Origin of the sequence: Lacticaseibacillus hulanensis, assembly GCF_004010095.1 — a bacterium.
Taxonomy (GTDB): Bacteria; Bacillota; Bacilli; order Lactobacillales; family Lactobacillaceae; genus Lacticaseibacillus; species Lacticaseibacillus hulanensis.
On sequence record NZ_RRYD01000003.1, the window covers coordinates 37,665 to 55,988 of the forward strand.

Annotated in this window: 15 protein-coding genes and 1 pseudogene; 1 reads left to right on the forward strand and 15 read right to left on the reverse strand. The window is 56.6% G+C overall.

What is annotated here, in order from left to right:
* Positions 1-20 precede the first annotated feature (20 nt).
* From yaaA to EKN00_RS01530, 6 genes are all read right to left on the reverse strand, one after another.
* Positions 21-767, reverse strand: a complete 747-nt coding sequence (yaaA, locus tag EKN00_RS01505) for a peroxide stress protein YaaA (protein WP_127848374.1) — start codon at positions 765-767, stop codon at positions 21-23.
* A gap of 201 nt (positions 768-968) precedes the next feature.
* Entirely contained in the window at positions 969-2,264 is a 1,296-nt protein-coding gene (gene purB / locus EKN00_RS01510; RefSeq protein WP_127848375.1) for an adenylosuccinate lyase, read from the reverse strand.
* A gap of 187 nt (positions 2,265-2,451) precedes the next feature.
* Positions 2,452-3,558, reverse strand: coding sequence for an ATP-grasp domain-containing protein (locus EKN00_RS01515; protein WP_127848376.1), 1,107 nt, complete (start codon positions 3,556-3,558; stop codon positions 2,452-2,454).
* Between the two features lie 200 nt (positions 3,559-3,758).
* A complete protein-coding gene (locus EKN00_RS01520; protein WP_127848377.1) occupies positions 3,759-5,084 on the reverse strand; it encodes a nucleobase:cation symporter-2 family protein in 1,326 nt (441 codons plus the stop codon).
* 8 nt (positions 5,085-5,092) lie between these two features.
* Positions 5,093-5,677 carry a xanthine phosphoribosyltransferase gene (locus EKN00_RS01525; protein WP_127848378.1) on the reverse strand — a complete coding sequence of 195 codons (585 nt, stop codon included), beginning with the start codon at positions 5,675-5,677 and terminating at the stop codon, positions 5,093-5,095.
* A gap of 305 nt (positions 5,678-5,982) precedes the next feature.
* Positions 5,983-6,609: a glycoside hydrolase family 73 protein gene (locus tag EKN00_RS01530; RefSeq protein ID WP_241559438.1), complete on the reverse strand. Its 627-nt coding sequence runs from the start codon at positions 6,607-6,609 to the stop codon at positions 5,983-5,985.
* Positions 6,610-6,756: 147 nt separating this feature from the next.
* On the opposite strand from EKN00_RS01530, the gene EKN00_RS01535 reads away from it, so the two are divergent.
* The gene (locus EKN00_RS01535; protein ID WP_127848379.1) at positions 6,757-7,725 is read left to right on the forward strand and encodes a Gfo/Idh/MocA family protein; all 969 of its coding nucleotides are present in this window, start codon (positions 6,757-6,759) and stop codon (positions 7,723-7,725) included.
* A gap of 86 nt (positions 7,726-7,811) precedes the next feature.
* On the opposite strand, the gene EKN00_RS01540 is transcribed toward EKN00_RS01535, so the two are convergent.
* The 9 genes and pseudogenes from EKN00_RS01540 to EKN00_RS01580 form a co-directional block, all read right to left on the reverse strand.
* Positions 7,812-8,246: a hypothetical protein gene (locus tag EKN00_RS01540; protein ID WP_127848380.1), complete on the reverse strand. Its 435-nt coding sequence runs from the start codon at positions 8,244-8,246 to the stop codon at positions 7,812-7,814.
* A gap of 155 nt (positions 8,247-8,401) precedes the next feature.
* Positions 8,402-11,050, reverse strand: a complete 2,649-nt coding sequence (locus EKN00_RS01545) for a cation-translocating P-type ATPase (RefSeq protein WP_127848381.1) — start codon at positions 11,048-11,050, stop codon at positions 8,402-8,404.
* 291 nt (positions 11,051-11,341) lie between these two features.
* A complete protein-coding gene (gene nadE / locus EKN00_RS01550; RefSeq protein WP_127848382.1) occupies positions 11,342-12,169 on the reverse strand; it encodes an ammonia-dependent NAD(+) synthetase in 828 nt (275 codons plus the stop codon).
* 156 nt (positions 12,170-12,325) lie between these two features.
* Complete coding sequence (locus EKN00_RS01555) at positions 12,326-13,804, reverse strand: nicotinate phosphoribosyltransferase (RefSeq protein ID WP_127848383.1); 1,479 nt, start codon at positions 13,802-13,804, stop codon at positions 12,326-12,328.
* Positions 13,805-13,912: 108 nt separating this feature from the next.
* Positions 13,913-14,638 carry a WecB/TagA/CpsF family glycosyltransferase gene (locus EKN00_RS01560; RefSeq protein WP_127848384.1) on the reverse strand — a complete coding sequence of 242 codons (726 nt, stop codon included), beginning with the start codon at positions 14,636-14,638 and terminating at the stop codon, positions 13,913-13,915.
* 267 nt (positions 14,639-14,905) lie between these two features.
* A complete protein-coding gene (locus EKN00_RS01565) occupies positions 14,906-15,607 on the reverse strand; it encodes a GntR family transcriptional regulator (RefSeq protein ID WP_127848385.1) in 702 nt (233 codons plus the stop codon).
* 81 nt (positions 15,608-15,688) lie between these two features.
* Complete coding sequence (gene nagA, locus EKN00_RS01570; protein WP_127848386.1) at positions 15,689-16,834, reverse strand: N-acetylglucosamine-6-phosphate deacetylase; 1,146 nt, start codon at positions 16,832-16,834, stop codon at positions 15,689-15,691.
* A gap of 176 nt (positions 16,835-17,010) precedes the next feature.
* Positions 17,011-17,808 carry a pyrroline-5-carboxylate reductase gene (gene proC, locus EKN00_RS01575; RefSeq protein ID WP_127848387.1) on the reverse strand — a complete coding sequence of 266 codons (798 nt, stop codon included), beginning with the start codon at positions 17,806-17,808 and terminating at the stop codon, positions 17,011-17,013.
* A gap of 231 nt (positions 17,809-18,039) precedes the next feature.
* A pseudogene (locus EKN00_RS01580) lies at positions 18,040-18,324 on the reverse strand (hypothetical protein); the annotation flags it as partial.

The following is an 18,324-nucleotide window of genomic DNA, read 5'->3' on the forward strand; positions in this document are numbered from 1 at the left end:
TTGACAACGCGCCGCGACTTTCAACTATCGCGCCGGCAAAACACCAGCTTGGTCGCCGTCGACCGCGCCTCGTCAAACCGGTACTGCGGGTGGTCGAACTGGCACACCCCAGAGAGCGTGTTAATTTGATTCTCGGCGAGGTAGCGCACCATCGCCCCACGCGCCATTTTGGCCTGCGTCGCCCGCGTCTTGAACTTGCCGTCCACCACCTGGCCGAAGACAATCTCTGTGAGTTGCTCACCGGGTTGCAGGTAATTCGTGATGGCCTTGCTGTACTCCTTCGAGGCCAAATTCAAAACGGGCTGGCTGAAATCAAGCGCATCGTGCAACCTGCTTCCCCAGAATGCATAGAGGTCCTTGGCCCCCGGCAGCGGCAATCGCGACTGCATCTCCAGCCGATACGGCACAATCGCATCGAACGGGCGCAGAACGCCGTAAAAGCCGGACAGGATGCGCAGATTCGTCTGCAGGTACCGCAGCGCCGGCGCCGTCAGCAGATCCGGGGCCATGTACTGGTACTGAATTCCGCTGAAGCCAAAGACGGCGGGCGTCGCCGCGTTCTCCAGATCGAGTTCCTGCAGCTGCCGGTACGCCTGCTGCGCCAGCTTGTCACTGCACCGCCACATTGTCTGGGCCTGACCCAGCGTGAGCGTACGCATCGCCGCAAGCAGCTGCCGCGTTGCCGGCAAAAACTGGGGCAGCGCGGTGGCCGTGAAACTGTCGGTGTCCACCACCATCTTCTTTGCCGGAGCAATAATCATCTGCACTACAGGGCACCTCCCATTCCTGGCCGCATCCATCAACATCTCGTCTCAACATTATCTAAGCAGTAAGTGGCAATCGTCAAGGCACTTGTGCGCGCGTTTTTCGGGTACGCGAACGCCAACCAATGCAAAAAAATAACCCGCAGCGGGGACTGGACGCCTCACTGCGGGTCATGCAAACAGCTATTAGGTTTTGCGTGTTACTTAGAGCCCAACGCGCGCGAAGATTTCGTCGACGTGCTGCAGGTGGTAGTGGTAATCGAACGCATCCGCGATGTCCTCGGGCTTCAGCACCGCCGTGACCTTGGGGTTAGCCTCAATCAGCTTGCGGAAGTCCTTGCCCTCATCCCACGACTTAGCCGTCATTGGCTGGACGAGGTCATACGCCTCTTCCCGGCTCAGGCCGCCCTTATCAATCAGGGCGAGCATGAAGCGCTGGCTGTAGATCAGGCCGTGGGTCGCATTCATGTTCTGGAGCATCCGGTCCGGGAAGACGTCCAGGTTGGTCACGATGCCGGTGAACCGGTGCAGGATGTAATCGAGCAGGCCGGTTGCGTCCGGCAGCATCATCCGTTCAGCGGACGAGTGGCTGATGTCGCGTTCGTGCCAGAGGTTGATGTCTTCAAGCGCCGCCGTCTGGTAACCGCGAATGACGCGGGCCAGGCCGGAGACGTTCTCGGACGAAATTGGGTTGCGCTTGTGCGGCATTGCCGAGCTCCCCTTTTGGCCCTTGTTGAAGTGTTCCTCAACTTCGTGGACCTCGGTGCGCTGCATGTGCCGAATCTGGGTGGCAAAGCGTTCCACGGAACTAGCGATGAGCGCCAGCGTCTGGATGTAGCGGGCGTGCAGATCCCGCGGGAGCACCTGCGTCGAAATCTCCTGGGCGCGCAGACCGAGGTGTTCGGTCACGTAGGCCTCAACTGCTGGTGGCGTGTTGGCAAAGGTGCCGACCGCCCCGCTGATTTTGCCGGCCTCGACCTCATCGGCGGCCTCGTCAAAACGCGCGAGGTTCCGCTTCATCTCGGAGTACCAAGTTGCCAGCACGAGCCCGAACGTTGTTGGTTCGGCGTGCACCCCGTGCGTCCGCCCCATCATTGGCGTGTTCTTGAATTCCTTGGCCCGTTTGCCCAGGATGTCAATGAGCGCCAAGATGTCGTCGCGCAAAATCGCGTCGGCCTGCTTGAACAGGATGCCCTGCGCCGTGTCCACCACGTCGGTACTGGTGAGCCCATAGTGCACCCACTTCTTCTCGGGGCCGAGGGTCTCGGACACCGCACGGGTGAAGGCAACCACGTCGTGCCGCGTTTCGAGTTCAATGCGGGCAACTTCATCGGGATCAACGGATGCGTTCGCCCGCACCGCCTTCGCGTCTGCCTCCGGGATAATCCCTAGTGCAGCGTGTGCTTCAACAGCAAGAATCTCAACTTCAAGCCAAGCCTGGTAACGGTTAGCTTCAGTCCAAACGGCCGCCATCTCTGGTCGGCTGTAGCGTGAAATCAATTTTAATCCTCCTAATTTGTTCAGGCAGCAACGGCAATTCACCGCATTCACCACGAGCTGCGCGGTAAATCAGGCGAACTACCCTCACTTGACAAGAGGCACTGGCAACCAGCACCCCGCCAACACACAACAACAGTTAGAAATCTACGTTAACACCGCGCGTTAATGCGCCCAACGTATTCGAAATTCACTGGATATTGAACACCTCAGTCGCGGCGAGCGAACTGAAGGCGTGCTTGAGCGGTCCAGGAACAATTAACTCGCCGACAGGATCTTCGCCGGCAGGGAAAAATTGCCACTGCCAATCCGGTTTAATCTGGATTTGCGTCGCGACTGCTTCCATCTGGCGCCGCTGCAGTGGCAATAAGACGGCCTCACCCTTCACCGGGATGGTCGGGATTGGCCAACCGGCGATTGCCCGCATGTGCAGGGCGTACTGCGTGGTATTCGTGATGCCCCGCAGCACATCCCCGCCGAGCCGCGGCCCAGGGGACAGGCGCTTCACGTACAGGCCGCCCTCTGCAGTGTAGAAGAACTCGATGGCAAACACGCCCGTGTAATCGATGCGGCCCGCCACCTTCTCGGCAATCCGCAGAATCTCCATGAAGGCGTCGTCCTCAATCTGGGCGGGGGCAATCGTGGCCGTGAGCACGTGGTGGTCGTGCTGGTTTTCAACAACGGGGAACACCTGCAGCCCGTCCGGCGTCTTCACGCAGGTAACGGCAAGCTCACGCGGCTTTTTGAGCCAGGCCTCGTAGATGTACGGGCGCTTCTGCAACAGCCCGCGGGCCCGCCAGACGTCCACGTCGCTTTCGATGAGGAGCTGCTGATCGGCCCCAATCCCCTTTTGAATTGGTTTCAAAATCCCGGGGAAGCCGACCGTCGCAACCACCTTGTCGATATCGTCAGATGTGACCACCTGGCCGTACGGCAACACGTTCAGATTCAGGTCCTCGAGGAAGACCTTTTCCAGGTAACGGTCTTGGGTCATCGACAGAATATCCGTGCCACTGGGCAACTGGCGGGCGCTGAACATATCGTCCAGCATGTCGGCGTCGACAATTTTTTCGTCACTGAACGTAATCACCGAGCACACCGACTGCAAGCGCGCGTACGCCGCCCGGTCGGTGCCCACAATGCGGATGTCCGCCGCCTTGAGCGCCACCGCATCCGCGGTTTCGGCCATGACGGCGACTCGCATCCCGATGTGGCTTGCGGACCTTGCCAGCTGGTAGGCACCAATATCGCCACCAATGATGCCAATGGTCGCCCCTGGAGCAATGAATTCTGGCATAGAGCAATTCCCCCTCAGTCGTGTGGCAACTAACGCAAACGTTTACAGTTGCCCCACATGTTTATAGATTCGAAAGTTTGAATTCTTTTTATCCTATAAACAATTAAACGACACACCGGTAGTTTCGTCCACCAATGTGCCGTTATTTATTTGTGAAAGAACTAATTTGTATCGAAAACTTAATCCGCAAACTTGCTTTGCTAATCGTCGTTCTCGTTCAGTCCTGCTTTACTTTCCATTTCCGGCTGCGGCTTCTTCGCGTTGAACAGCAAATTCAAAATCACCGCGGAGAGGCTCGCCATCAAGATCCCGGACGAGCAGAACAGTTGCAGGGTCTTCGGCAGGAACTGCACGATTTCGGGTTGCACCGTCACGCCGAGGCCGAGGCCGATGGAAATGGCGGCAACCAGTAAGTTCTTGTCGTTCTGGAAGTCCACCTGCTGGAGCATGCGGATACCCTGCACCGCAACCATCCCGAACATGACGAGCATGGCACCACCTAAAACGGGCGCGGGGATGATTGTCGCCAGCGCCCCGGCCTTGGGCAACAGACCCAGCAGGACGAGGAAGCCGGCCGAGTAGATGACGGGCTTGCGGCTCTTAATGCCGGACAGCTGCACCAGGCCAACGTTCTGGCTGAACGTGGTGTACGGGAAGGTGTTGAACAACCCGCCGAGCATAACGGCGAGCCCTTCCGCCCGGTAGCCGCGCTTCAGGTCGTCCTCGCCAATCTTGCGGTTCATGATGTCCCCGAGGGCGAAGAACACCCCAGTGCTTTCAACCATGGACACCAGTGAAATGAGGACCATGGTCAAAATGCTGCTCCACTCGAACTTCGGGACCCCGAAGTAAAATGGCGTTGGCACGTGGAACCAGTGGGCCTGCGCAACTGGGTCGAGGCTGACCATCCCCATCGCCCCCGCAATTGTGGTGCCGACGATGAGGCCAATCAGGATGGCGATGGAGCGGATGAACCCGCGGCCCCACACGTTAATGGCCAGAATCAGCAGCACGGTGACAACCCCGAGCAACAGGTTTTGCATGCTGCCGAAGCTCTTGGCCGCTGTGTTCCCGCCCCCAATGTTCTGGAAGGCCACGGGAATCAGCGACAGCCCGATGACGGTGATGAGGGTCCCGGTGACCAGTGGTGGGAAGAGCTTGCGCACCTTCGCAAATAAGCCACTGATTAGAAAAACGAAGAAGCCGGCCGCAATGATGGCCCCGTACATGGTCTGAAAATCGTACTTCTGGCCAATCATAATCAGGGGCGTGACCGCCTGGACGGCACAGCCGAGGATAACCGGCAAGCCAATCCCGAACACCTTGTTGGCAAACACCTGGAGGAACGTCGCAACTCCGCACATGAAGATGTCGATGGACACCAGGTAGGTCATCTGCTCGGAGCTAAAGTGGAGCGAGGCCCCAATCAGGATGGGCACGAGGACGGAACCGGAATACATGGCGAGCAGGTGTTGCAACCCCAGAACCGCGGCCTTGGGGTTCGATACGTCTTGATTACGTTCCATGGTGCCTCCTATGCGTCCTGCTCGTCCGCGAAGACGACCTGGCCGTTCTCGAATGCGGCAATCCGGGCAAGTGAAACCACGCGGACACCCTGGTCGTCAAACATCTTGCGGCCCTTCTGGAAGGTCTTTTCAATCACAATCCCGGCGCCAACGGTTTCAGCCCCGGCCTGCTTAATAATCTCGGTCAATCCCTGGACCGCCTGGCCGTTCGCGAGGAAGTCATCAATGATGAGGACCTTGTCGTCAGCGCTCAGGAACTTCTTGGCGATGGCAATCGTGTTACTGGTCTGTTTGGTGAAAGAGTAGACGGTTGCGGTGAACATGTCGTCCTTTAACGTGAGCGACTTGTGCTTGCGTGCGAAGACTAATGGCACGTGAAACGCCATTGCCGTTGCGAGTGCTGGGGCAATCCCAGAACTTTCAACCGTCAAAATCTTGGTAATCTTGGTGTCCTTGAACTGGCGATAAAATTCTTGGCCCACAGCCGACATTAGGTCTGGGTCGACCTGGTGGTTCAGAAAATTATCAACCTTGAGCACATCCGTGCCCAGAACAACCCCGTCTTTACGAATCCGATCTTCAAGCAGCTTCACCCGAATATCCCTCCACTTTTACATATATTTTTGTCTTAAGATTGTTATCTAGATTACCACAAAGGAAGCTGGCTTACAAACGAATATCATGTACGTTAATCAAGTTTTCATTCGGATATATTACCTTTTTCGCCAAAACAGCCGGCTATATTCGTTAATTCCCGTCAAAATGCAAATAATGGCGTTTTCATCCGGGCCAAATCGATTGGGATTGCGTTTGTGCATCAAAAAAAGCCGTACATTCATCATGTCGGCCTTGCCATATTGCGTCATTTACCAAGGAGGCGCCACTCACGGGTTCACCATTATTTGGTGCCGTCGTATTTTTCCAGGTGGTACTGCTCGACCACCCGAATGATTTTCTGGGCGTACTGGGGGTCGGTGGCGTACCCCGACTTCTGCAGGGCCGTTGCCGCCGCCTGGTAATCGCGGGCCCGAATCACGCTGACGTACTGGTGCGCGTTCCAGGTGGTGCCGTGCGCCAGGAGCTGGGCGTGCTCGCGCATCGAGGCGTAATCATCGGTGTAACTGCGAAAACGCGCGGTTACCGTCACCCACTTGCCGTTCTCGTACTCCTGCGTTGTGAGCTCCTGCCCGGCCTGATTGCTCTTGGCCTTCACCCCGAACAGGTTGTGGTACTTGGCCGCCAAGGTGCTGGTGCCCCAGTTGCTCTCGAGAATCGCCTGGGCAATGGTGATGCTGGGCAGGACGCCGTAATTCACCTTCAGGGTCTGCGCGTAAGGGGCCAAGTGCGCGATGAACGCATTCTTCTTGGCCAGCGTCGCCGCGCGCGAGGATGCCGCCGCTTCATCGGCCACCTGCACGCCGTGTTCATACTGGCCCACAACCGTCACGACCCCCACCATCAGGGCAATCACCACGGCCATAATGCCAACATAGTTCCCGCCATTTTTGCGTCTGCGCCTTGCCACCTTACCACCTCCTTCAGGCAAAATTTCTTCTTCTAGAATACCACAGCCGCGGCACACTTCCGCGGGTCAATCTGTTAGTATTAGGTTAAAATACCGCCGCTGGGGCTGACACACCCTCAGCAGCGACGCATCTACCTGGAGGTTTCCATGACAAAATACAATTGGGGCATCATCGGCCTGGGCCGAATCGCCACCACGTTCGCTAAGTTCTTCCCGCGCGCGGACCAAAACTTGTACGGCGCGGCCGCCCGGGACGAAGCGCGCGCGCAGAGTTTTGCCCGCCAGCACGACATTCCGCAAGCTTACGGCAGTTACGCCGAGCTCTACGCTGATCCGCGCATCGACGTCGTGTACATCGCAACGCCGCACCCGTTTCATTATCAACAAATCAAGGACGCGCTGAATGCCGGCAAGCACGTGCTCGCGGAAAAATCCATCACGCTCAGCAGCGCCCAGCTGGACGAGCTCATTGACCTGGCCCGCGCCAAGCACCTGATCTTGATGGAAGCCCAAACCATTTACCACATGCCCATCTACCCGGCCATCCTGGATTTCGCCACCGCGCACGACTTGGGCAAGCTCAAAACAATTCAGGTCTCCTTTGGCTCGTATGCACCAAACAACCCAAACGACCGGCTCCTGAACCCGAACCTCGGCGGCGGCGCACTGCTGGACATCGGCGTTTACGCCCTCAGCTTCGCCCGCCGCTTCACGGACGAGCCACTTGAACTGGTGGCCACCCAAATGACCGAAACCAGCACCGGCGTGGACGGTCAGTCGTCATTCCTACTGAAAACCGCTGACGGCGTGCAGGTCACCGTGGCGCTCAACCTGCAGGCCAAGATGCCCAAGCAGGGCACCGTCGCCTATGAGCGCGGCTTCTTCACGCTCGACCAGTACCCGCGCGCCGATAACGCAATCTTCGCCACGCCCGAATTGAAGACGCAGCTCCTGTCCGCCGGTGACACCACCGCCGCCCTGGCCACTGAGGTGCGCGACTTCGCGGCCGCGGTGACCAGCGGGAACAACCCAACGCTTCCTTGGACCAAGAACGTCATGGACATCATGACTGCGGCCCGAGCAGAGTGGGGCTTCAAGTTCCCGGGTGAAAAGTAGGTTAGAACTAAGCCACCAAACGCAAAGAGAAGGTGCCCAGCAGCAACTGCCAGGCACCTCCTCTTTAATTGTAAACAGACTTAGCCTTACGCCAGAACCTGAATCTTGTTCAGGAACTTAGAAACCTTTTCTGATTCCTCATCCTGCACCTTTTCGGCGGCGTTGAACACCGGAACGTCAATCTGTTTGTCAACGCCTAGGCTCTTGGTCATCTGGGCGCACCCATCGACGAACGCACCAAAGGCCTTCGTCAGCAGCTTGTGGTTCCCGATAAAGCGGGCTGGCACCTGCGCCGTTTCAAACTGGGCAAGCATCTTCGTGTATTCAGCCGTGCCTTCCGCAAACTTGGTGCGAATGTCTGCGTAGTGATCATCGGCGATCCCGGCTACCTGGTCCTTGTCAATTGCTTCACGCAGTTCAAGGAACAGTGGGTTCAGTTCATCCTGGAGCTCATCAGTGCGTGACATCACCTTGTTAATCGTGTTCGCGTACTGGACCATCTTTTGTTGGTTCTTATTCATCAGTAATTCACCTCTGGAAAAAGTATATCCCACTGGCAGGCAAACAACCACTAAAACCATTGGCTGTTTGACCCCCAGCGGGATATTTTTGTCCTTATTGGCGGCCCGAAGCCTGAGCTAGGCCGCCACCAGACGGGAATGCTCCCGCTGGCGGATTACTTGTGCATGTGCCGCTGAATTAGCTTGACGATTTCGACAATGGCAACCATCAGCACCCCGGCACCAAGCACCATTCCCCACTGAATCAGGTCAAGTTCGGTCACGTGGAAGAGGCCGTTGAAGCCTGGTACCAGCACCGTGACAGCAAGTGCCGCGGTCGCAATCAGAACTGCCCAGTTGAAGGACTTGTTCCCGAATGGCTTAATCGTGAAGAGTGACTGGTGCAGCGACTTCACGTTGAACGCGTGGAAGAGCTGAATCAGACCCAAGGTGATGTAGGCCATGGTTAAAGCATCGGCGTGCATTGCCGCGGAGCTGGTGTGGATTGGGAAGGTGATTGCCAGCCAGTAGACACCCAGTGTGAGCGCCCCTTCGAGCAGTCCCTGCCAGATGATGGCACTACCAACACCGCCGCTCAGGAAGCTCGAGTTCCGTCCGCGTGGTTTTTGCTTCATGACCCCAGGTTCGGTGTGTTCAAGGCCAAGTGCAATCGCTGGCAACGTGTCGGTCACCAGGTTAATCCACAGAATGTGCACTGGGGCGAGCAGGTCCCAACCCAGCATGGTCATGGTGAACAGGGTCAGCACTTCACCCAGGTTGGCGGACAGCAGGTACTGAATGGCCTTCTGGATGTTGGCGAAGACCTTCCGTCCGGCCTTAACCGCACGAACGATGGAGCTGAAGTTGTCGTCGGCCAGAATCATGGCACTGGCACCCTTGGCAACTTCGGTCCCGGTAATCCCCATGGCAATCCCGATGTCGGCAGCCTTCAGTGCGGGCGCGTCGTTCACCCCGTCCCCGGTCATGGCCACAACTTTGCCCTTCTTCTGCCAAGCGTTCACGATGCGGACCTTGTGTTCAGGGGCAACGCGGGCGTAGACGGAGTACTTGTCCACATTCTGCTCGAACGTGTCATCATCCATCTTGTCCAAGTCGCGTCCGGAAATTACGGCGTCACTGTCACCCTTGGGAATAATCCCCAACCGTTCGGAAATCGCCTGGGCGGTGTCGCGGTGGTCACCCGTAATCATGAGTGGGCGAATCCCGGCAGCCTTGGCTTCGGCAACAGCGTCCTTGGCTTCTAGCCGTTCTGGGTCAATCATGGCGACGAACCCGGCGTATACCAGGTCGTGTTCAATTGCTGCCGGGCTGATTTCTTCCGGCATGGATGGCAGAACCTTGTAGGCCATCCCGAGCACCCGCAGTGCCTGTACGGCCAGCTGGTGGTTCGTGGTCAAAATGGCGTCGCGGTCGGCCTCGGTCATGGCGCGGACCTCACCGTGATCGTCAATCATCGTTGCCTGCGGCAGCAGTTCGTCCGGAGCCCCTTTGGTTGCCACCAGGATTTGGCCATCCGGCAAACTGTGGAGCGTGGTCATGAGCTTCCGTTCCGAATCAAACGGCACTTCGCCCACCCGCGGGCTCTGCGTTAGGGCGGCCTGGTAATCGAAATCCTGCTTCTTGGCAAAAGCCACCAGCGCGGTTTCGGTTGGGTCACCCAGCAGCGTCCCGTCGGCTTGTTCCTTCGTGTCGTTGGCAAAGGTCATGATGGCCAGCAGCTTACTGGTGTCAGCCACCGCCTGGGTTGCTGGGTGCAGCTGTCCATCATAGTAGGTCTGCTCAACGGTCATCTTGTTTTGGGTCAGCGTCCCGGTCTTATCCGAGGCAATGATGTCGGTGCTCCCCAGGGTTTCAACCGCGGGTAGGCGCCGCACCAGCGCGTTGTGGCGCGCCATCTTCTGGGTCCCAAGGGCCAGGATGATCGTCACGATGGCCGGCAACCCTTCCGGAATTGCGGCAACGGCGAGCGAAATGGCGGTCAGGAACATCTCGGCTGGGGATTCACTCCCCCGCATAATCCCAACAATGAAGACAATCACGGCGATGACCAGGATGAGCCAGGTCAGCGACCGCCCGAGCTTGGCCAGGTTGACCTGAAGCGGGGTTTGGCTTTCCTTTTGGTTGTCCAGCATCTTGGCGATGTGCCCAACTTCGGTCTCCATCCCCGTTGCGGTGACGACCCCAACGGCGCGGCCATAAGTCACGTTCGTGCTCATGAATGCCATGTTGGTGCGGTCACCAATCCCGGCGGTGTCGTCAATGATGTCCGTGTTCTTCTCACTCGGCACACTTTCACCGGTGAGCGCCGCTTCCTCAATCTTGAGGTTCGCGGATTCAATCAGGCGCAGGTCGGCCGGCACCACGTCCCCTGCTTCCAGGAGCACGATGTCGCCGGGCACTACTTCGTTACTTGGAATGACGACGACTTCACCACCGCGGCGCACGTGTGCACTCGGGCTGGTCATCGCCTGGAGCGACTCAATGGCGGCCTCGGCCTTGCTTTCTTGGATGACCCCGAACACCGCGTTCAGGATAACCACGGCCAAGATGATCCCGGCGTCTGCCCACTCGTGGACCACCACCCCGGCGATCAGTGCGGCAACCAGCAGGACGAGAATCATGAAGTCCTTGAATTGGTCAAAGAAGCGACCAACGATGGTCTTCTTCTTCTTCCCGGCCAGCTTGTTCTCGCCGAACTTGGTCAAGCGTGTTGCGGCTTCCTGGCTACTTAAACCCGCCTTGCCAACACTTTGTTTAGTGAGTACCTCATCAGCACTCAATTGGTAGATTTGTTTTTCTGCCATTTAGGCCCCTCCTTCGAATAACCGTCGCCTGCTTCTTGGATAAAAAAAGGTGAGCCCCACAGACCAAATACATGGTCTATAAGTCTCACCAGTTTAATGCGACACCAGAATATTGTCCTAGTTGATGATGCCGCCGCAGCATAGCTGCCGGTTACTCCCTTATTTACAATTTATATTTTACATTAGCTAGAGCTAGTAAACAAGGTAACCAATGTAAATGTTGTGTATCATTTGCAAATTACGAGGCCTGAAATTAGGAACAGCTTACCGCAACCATAGCCGCGTAACGCTTTAACGCCAGAAGGTATCGAATGGGGTGATTGGCAGGTGTCGCTTGTGTTCGGTCTTGCGGTACCAGTTCTCAATCTTGGTCGCCACGTCCTCGGCCACGTCCTCGCCGCGCAGGTACGCGTCGATGTCGGCGTAGGTCACGCCCAGCGCCACTTCATCAGCCAGGGCTGGCCGGTCCTCTTCCAGATCGGCGGTTGGGGCCTTCTTGTACAGGTGCGCCGGTGCGCCGAGTTCCTTGAGCATTGCGGCACCCTGACTCTTGTTGAGCCCGGAGAGTGGCGTGAGGTCGGCACCACCATCCCCGAACTTGGTGTAAAAGCCGGTGATTGCTTCGGCTGCGTGGTCCGTCCCGATGACGGCCCCGTGTGTCTGCCCCGCAACGGCGTACTGGGCGATCATCCGGGCCCGCGCCTTGATGTTCCCCTTGTTGAAGTCGGAAATCTGCAGTCCGTTCGCCTCAACCGCCGCGACCATTGCGTCGACGCTGTCCAGAATGTTCACGCGGACCGTCTTGTCGGCCTTCATGAACGCGATGGAATCCATTGCGTCCTGTTCGTCGGCCTGTTCACCATAAGGCAGGCGGACGGCGATGAACTGGTAGTCATCATTGCCGGTCTCTGCGCGCAGTTCGGTCACTGCCTTTTCTGCAAGTGCCCCAGCCAGGCTGGAATCCTGACCACCGGAAATGCCCAGCACGTAGGTCGTGAGGAACGGGAACTTCTTCAGATAGTCTTTCAAAAAATCAATCCGTTTGCGAATTTCGGTTTCCGGGTCAATCGTCTTGACGGTGTGCAGCGTTGCGATAATTTCTTTCTGTAATGGACGCATGATGTTCTCCTTGTTTTTTTCTGTTTTCAGAATATGCCTACTGGTGCGGAATTACCAGCTTTATTGTCAGCTTAAATGACATTGCCAGCCAGTTGCAGCCACGCTAGGCAAAAAAACAGACAAGCAGCGGCGATCGCCCTACTTGTCTGCTCCTGCCTAGTTGTTAGCGGCAGCGATGTTCTTCGCCACGTCTTCGTGGACCTTCTTAATGTAATTCATCTTGTGGTCGTAAAGCGCCTGTGACAGGTCAACCGGGTAATCTTGCGGATTGAGGACCCGCTTGTATTCATCCCAGAGTGACTCGAGGTTGCTGGCCGCAAACGCGCGGATGTCGCGCAGTTCCGGCATCTTGTAAACGAGCGTGCCGTGATCGAAAATCGTCTGTAGCACCGGACGCGCCGTGAAGTTGGTGAGCGTCTTGTTGATGTACGTGTACTGCGGGTGGAACATGTAGAGCTGCTCTTCGGTCCGGGGATCTTCGTCCATGCGGGCAACGTAATCCCCTTCAGACTTGCCGAGGTGGTTGGACGTGATGCGCCAAACCTGCTTCTTGCCTGGGGTCGAAACCTTCTCGGCGTTGCTTGAGAGCTTAATGGTGTCCACCATTTCGCCCTTTGCGTCCTCAATGGCAACGAGCTTGTAAACCGCACCAAGGGCCGGCTGATCGTAGGCCGTGATGACCTTCGTGCCGACGCCCCAGACGTCAATCTTGGCGCCCTGCATCTTCAGGTTCTGGATGGTTTTTTCATCCAAATCGTTGGAGGCGTAAATCTTCGCCTGGTCAAAACCGGCTTCGTCGAGCTGCTGGCGAACGCGCTTGCTGATGTAGGCCATGTCGCCACTATCAATACGGACACCCTGGAAGTCAATCTTGTCGCCCATTTCCTTGGCTACGCGGATTGCACTTGGCACCCCGCTTTTCAGCGTGTCGTACGTGTCAACGAGGAAGACACAGTCGTGGTGTGTTTCGGCGTACGCCTTCATGCCTTCGTAATCACTCCGGTACGTCTGAATGAGTGAGTGTGCGTGGGTCCCACTAGCGGGAATGCCAAAAATCTTGGCGGCGCGCACGTTACTGGTTGCGTCAAACCCGCCAATGTAGGCAGCACGGGTGCCCCAGATACCGGCGTCCATTTCCTGGGCGCGGCGGGTCCCGAATTCCATCAAGGGGTCATCACCGGCAGCGGCGCGGATGCGGGCAGCCTTCGTGGCAATCAGGATTTGGTAGTTAATGATGTTCAAAACGGCCGTTTCAACCAGCTGGCACTGTGCCAGGGGGCCTTCAATCTGCAAAACGGGTTCGTTGGCGAAAACCAGGTCGCCTTCAACTGCGGACCGAATGCTACCGGTGAAATGCAGGTTGGCAAGGTAATCAAAAAAGCCAGCATCCCAGTCCTGCGTGTCCTTCAGGTATTCAATGTCGGTAGCGGAGAACCGCAATGTTTCAAGGTAGTCCACTACCCGTTCGAGGCCGGCAAAAATTGCGTAGCCGTTACCGTACGGAATGTTGCGGAAGTAGCTTTCAAACACAGCGTTGCGTTCGGAAATGCCCTCTTTCCAGTACGTGTACATCATGTTGATTTCATATAAGTCCGTGTGCAGCGCTAAGCTGTCATCGGGATACGTCGTTGTCATTATTTCCTCCAAGAGTCTTGGGCGTTAAGTACCCGCCTATCTATGCTGTCAATCTACGCAGTTATTCGGGTTGCTTGAACCAATACGTCAGCAGCCACTTCTCCAAGATTACTTTTGCTTCGACTTTCTCACTTCCACCAAGAATTTTGGAAGAACCATCATGCGTCCGATTCGGCTGGGTTGCTTAAGCAGACGGTAGAACCATTCGAGATGTGCATTTTGCATCCACACCGGTGCGCGTTTCGCCGTCCCCGCCAGCACGTCAAAGCTGCCGCCGACACCCATCAGGACTGCCTTGGGCAACGATGGCTGCAGGCCCGCCAGGAATTGCTCCTGACGCGGGAACCCGAGCGCGGCGAAGACAAAGTCGGGTTTCGCGCTGATGATGTCCTGCATAATGGCAGCGTCCGCGCTGAAGTACCCGTCGTGGGCGCCGACAATGCGGACGTTCGGGTACTGCTCTTGCACCTTGGCAACCGCCATCGCGTTCACGTCAGCCTTCGCGCCCAGCAAGTACACCCGCTGGCTATTGTCATTGGCCACGCCAAGCAGCTCGTGCAGCAAGTCATAGCCCGTCACCCGCTCTGGTAGCGGGGTGCCCAGCATTTGGGCCCCCTTGATGATGCCGATACCATCCGCCGTGACGAGATCCGCATGTCGCTTAATTAAACCCGCATAATCTGGGTGGTCTTTAGCGTACATCACGATTTCGGGGTTCGCGGTCACAACGAACGTGCCCTGACCGGAAGCGCAACGCCCCGTGATGTAGGCGACGGTTTCGCGCATGTTGAACTTGGCGAACGCCACACCCAATACATCTACACTCTCAAACATGTTGTTCTCCTTCACAAAGCGGCAAAACCGGCTGTCTTGCCACCTAGTTAAGTTGTATTGTACCAAATTTTGCCGGGAAGGTGAAATTTGGGGAACGTGCGGCGAATCATGCTGCGGTCAATGTCTGGTTGACGCGGGTTAAGCTGCGATGCCGATGATAAAAAAAGAGCTGACGGCTAAAATAGCCGTCAACTCTTAAGCTTGCATTGGTCAAAAGACACACCAATGTTTCAGACTATCAACCAATTACAACTGGCCGCGTACCGCTTAGCGATCCAAGAAGAACTCGAACCGTGAACCCACATACTGTGTCCGCACGTATTCGAATGGGCGCCCATCCTTCAGGTAGGAAACCTGCCGGAGCCGGAGAATTGCATCCCCGCGCTTGACGTCCAGGTACTCGGCAGTCCGCTCGCTGGCAAGCGTTGCGCTCACCATCTGGCGGGCACCACCGATTTCAAACCCGCCCTTTTTCTCGAGGGTGTGGTAGAAACTGCCGGTGACTTCGGCCTTGCTGAAGTTCTTAACCAGGCTGTTCGGCACCGTGGCCACTTCAAAACAAATTGGCACGTTATCGCCGAAGCGAATCCGTTCCATCCGGAGCACCTGTTCACCATCGTGCAGACCCAACTTCTCCACTTCGGACAGCGATGGGTTCGCAATGTGGTAACTGATGGTCCGGCTCGAAGGCTTCTTGCCCTGCGCGAGCATCACGTCCGTGAAACTCGTCACGCCGGACATTTTTTCCTGAACCTTCTGACTGGCAACGTACGTGCCGGCACCAACGCGGCGCTCAAGAATCCCCTCATCAACCAGGGTTTGCACGGCCTGGCGCAGGGTCATCCGTGACACCGAGAACTTCACGGCTAATTCACGTTCGGACGGAATACGGTCGCCAACGCTCCATTTGCCCGCTTCGATGTCCTTCTTAATCTGATTATGAATTTGAATGTAGACTGGGGATTCCATCTTTTTGCCTCCTGTTGCCGTGCACCAGTTGAACGCATCCTGGTGATTGCACATTACGCGTAGTTAGTTTGTTTGGAAAAATTAGTCTTTGGTTTCGTGGTACTGACCGTAGCTGTAGGTGGCGTGCAAATCAAGGGCGGCATCGAGCACGTTGATGTCTGCATCCTTACCCACTTCGAGAGTCCCCTTGGAATCCAAGTGGAATTCCTCGGACTGGTTAACGGAGCTCATCTGGACCGCTTCGGCCACACTGGCACCCATGAACGCAACGGCATTCTTGAAGGCGTCCTTGTACATCAGCACGGAACCGGCGAGCGTCCCGTCAGCGAGGCGGGCCTGTTTGTCCTTCACGTAGACCTTCTGACCACCAAGTTCGGATTCACCTTCTGGCATCCCCTTGCTGCGCATAGAGTCAGTGACGAGGTCGATGCGGTTTGCACCCTTAACCTTGAATGCCAGCTTCAACATGTCGGGCACGATGTGGAACCCGTCAGCGATGAGTTCAGCGTAGATTTGTGGTTCCAGCATTGCGTGGCCGGTAACACCAGGTTCGCGGTGCTTGAATTCGCGCTGGGCGTTGTAGAGGTGAGTCACGTGCGTTGCCTTGCTTTCGAGCATGTCCGCACGGGTTGCGTTACTGTGACCAGCGGATGGGGTGATGCCCATCTCGATGAGTGCGTCTTCGAATTCACGCGCACCCGGCTTTTCTGGTGCGTACGTAATCAACTTGACGCGGCCACCAGACAGTTCGTTCCACTGCTTAACGAGGTTCGCATCAGGCACGTGGATGTACTGCTGTGGCTGCGCACCCTTGAAGTCCTGGCTGATGAATGGGCCTTCGAGGTGCACACCCTGAATCACGTGGTTGCGGTCGGCGGCAGCTGCCACCCCGCGCATTGCCTGGTTAATGTTCTCAACGGACTGCGTCATGGTGGTAGCGAACAGGGTGGTTACCCCTTCGTGTTCCATCATCGCAGTTGCCATCTTGTCAATCTGGTCAGCATCGCCATCCATGGCGTCGAAGCCGTAGCCACCGTGTGCGTGCACATCGATAAAGCCAGGAATTACCAGCTGCCCGCGCAGGTTTTTGATCTGCTCGCCTGGCAGTGGGCGGTAATCCGCCATGGGGCCAACGGCAAGAATCTTGTCGTCAAAACGGATGTAGCCCTCGTCAATCTTTTCCTTACCTGTGTAAATCACGGCATGCGTCAATACAGTAACGGTCAAAATGTCCACTCCTTAATTTTGCTTCCAACGATTTATTTCCCGGTCTCCCCGGTTTAGTTATATTGTATACCGGTATAGACCAAAAGACAATTGGTTTAGACCAATTTTAGGGTAAAAATCTTGACCGCTTCCGGTATTAACGGCCACCGCGTGCCACCAGTACAGCAGCGAGGGCGCTACTTCTCCCCGTTCTCGCGCGCAATCGTGGCATCCAGTCCGGCAACAACTGCGGAGCTGAACCCCTTGTCTTCCATTGTGAGGTAGCCCCGGATTGTTGACCCGTTCGGGCTGCAAACCTGGTCAATCAAATCGTTCGGCGAAGTTGGGCTCTGCAGCACCATTTGGGCACTGCCGGCCACCGTCTGGGCGGCAATGCGCACGGCGTCCTTCTTGCTGATACCGTGCTTGACGCCGGCGCGCGCCATCGCGTCAATGAACAGGTAGGCAAACGCCGGTGCCGATCCAGCCAGTGCGACGAACGTGGCGAAGTCGTCCTCGCCCAGTTCCATTGTTTGGCCAATCGCGTCGAACAGCCCGAGCACGTCCTGCGCGCAATCCTCGGCGGAATCGTTCACCGCGTAGGCCGTCATGCCTTCGCCGATTGCAACGTTCAGGTTCGGCAGCAGGCGCACAATTGGCTGGCCGGTTGGCAGGTGCTCCGCCAGGTCGTCCAAGCTCACACCACTAACGATTGAGGCCAAGACAACTTTGTGGTCCGCAAACGCCGGCTTCAGCACGTCCAGGACGCGCGCGTAAATCTTGGGTTTGATTGCCAGCACAACGATGTCGCTGCTGGCCACCACCGCCGCGTTGTCGTTCAGCACGTGAGCGCCAATCTTCTCGGCGTACGCCCCGTAGTTCTCAATGTGGCCGCTGTGCAGGTACAAATCGCTACCGCTGACCTTACCGCCCGCGAGCAACCCGTCGATGATGGCGCGGGCCATGTTCCCGACGCCGATAAATCCAATTTTCATTACAAGCCTCCGTCGTCTATCGCTGCGATTAATGCGCCGTTTCACTAAATTGGTATGTGTTACTTAGCTTCAGTTATATCATTATTTTAGCGCTGCAAAAGCGTCAATCCAGTAATAATCGTAGTCAATTGCGTGCGTTGTGTCAATTAGAAATTCGCGGCAACTGGTATACAAAAAGGCGGGCAACTACCCCGCAGCTTTCACTGGGTAATTGCCCGTCTAAATAACGGTTTATTCGAAATCCGCAATGGCCTGTTCGTCGCCCAGGTCCGCCGCAATTGGTAGCGTGTGGGGCCGACCGAAGTAGTAACCCTGAACAAAGTCGGGAGCGTACTGCTTGATGAGGTGCAGGTCATCATGTTGCTCGAAGCCTTCAATCGTAAAGCTCTTGTGCAACTGGTTCGCCCGCCGCCGCCACTCGGTTATTTCCCGGGAACAGTGGCACATCTCGCGCCCGTCCCGTGGTATCAAGGTTTCTAGCACCACCGATTTTACTGTGGCACAGTTTTGACCCTT

What these genes read in the sequence shown, in the direction of transcription:
- EKN00_RS01555 (WP_127848383.1), bottom strand. Translation starts at nt 13,804, where the DNA reads ATGACAACGACGTATCCCGATGACAGCTTAGCGCTGCACACGGACTTA.
- EKN00_RS01560 (WP_127848384.1), bottom strand. Translation starts at nt 14,638, where the DNA reads ATGTTTGAGAGTGTAGATGTATTGGGTGTGGCGTTCGCCAAGTTCAAC.
- proC (WP_127848387.1), bottom strand. Translation starts at nt 17,808, where the DNA reads ATGAAAATTGGATTTATCGGCGTCGGGAACATGGCCCGCGCCATCATC.
- EKN00_RS01520 (WP_127848377.1), bottom strand. Translation starts at nt 5,084, where the DNA reads ATGGAACGTAATCAAGACGTATCGAACCCCAAGGCCGCGGTTCTGGGG.
- EKN00_RS01565 (WP_127848385.1), bottom strand. Translation starts at nt 15,607, where the DNA reads ATGGAATCCCCAGTCTACATTCAAATTCATAATCAGATTAAGAAGGAC.
- EKN00_RS01540 (WP_127848380.1), bottom strand. Translation starts at nt 8,246, where the DNA reads ATGAATAAGAACCAACAAAAGATGGTCCAGTACGCGAACACGATTAAC.
- nadE (WP_127848382.1), bottom strand. Translation starts at nt 12,169, where the DNA reads ATGCGTCCATTACAGAAAGAAATTATCGCAACGCTGCACACCGTCAAG.
- EKN00_RS01515 (WP_127848376.1), bottom strand. Translation starts at nt 3,558, where the DNA reads ATGCCAGAATTCATTGCTCCAGGGGCGACCATTGGCATCATTGGTGGC.
- EKN00_RS01535 (WP_127848379.1), top strand. Translation starts at nt 6,757, where the DNA reads ATGACAAAATACAATTGGGGCATCATCGGCCTGGGCCGAATCGCCACC.
- EKN00_RS01545 (WP_127848381.1), bottom strand. Translation starts at nt 11,050, where the DNA reads ATGGCAGAAAAACAAATCTACCAATTGAGTGCTGATGAGGTACTCACT.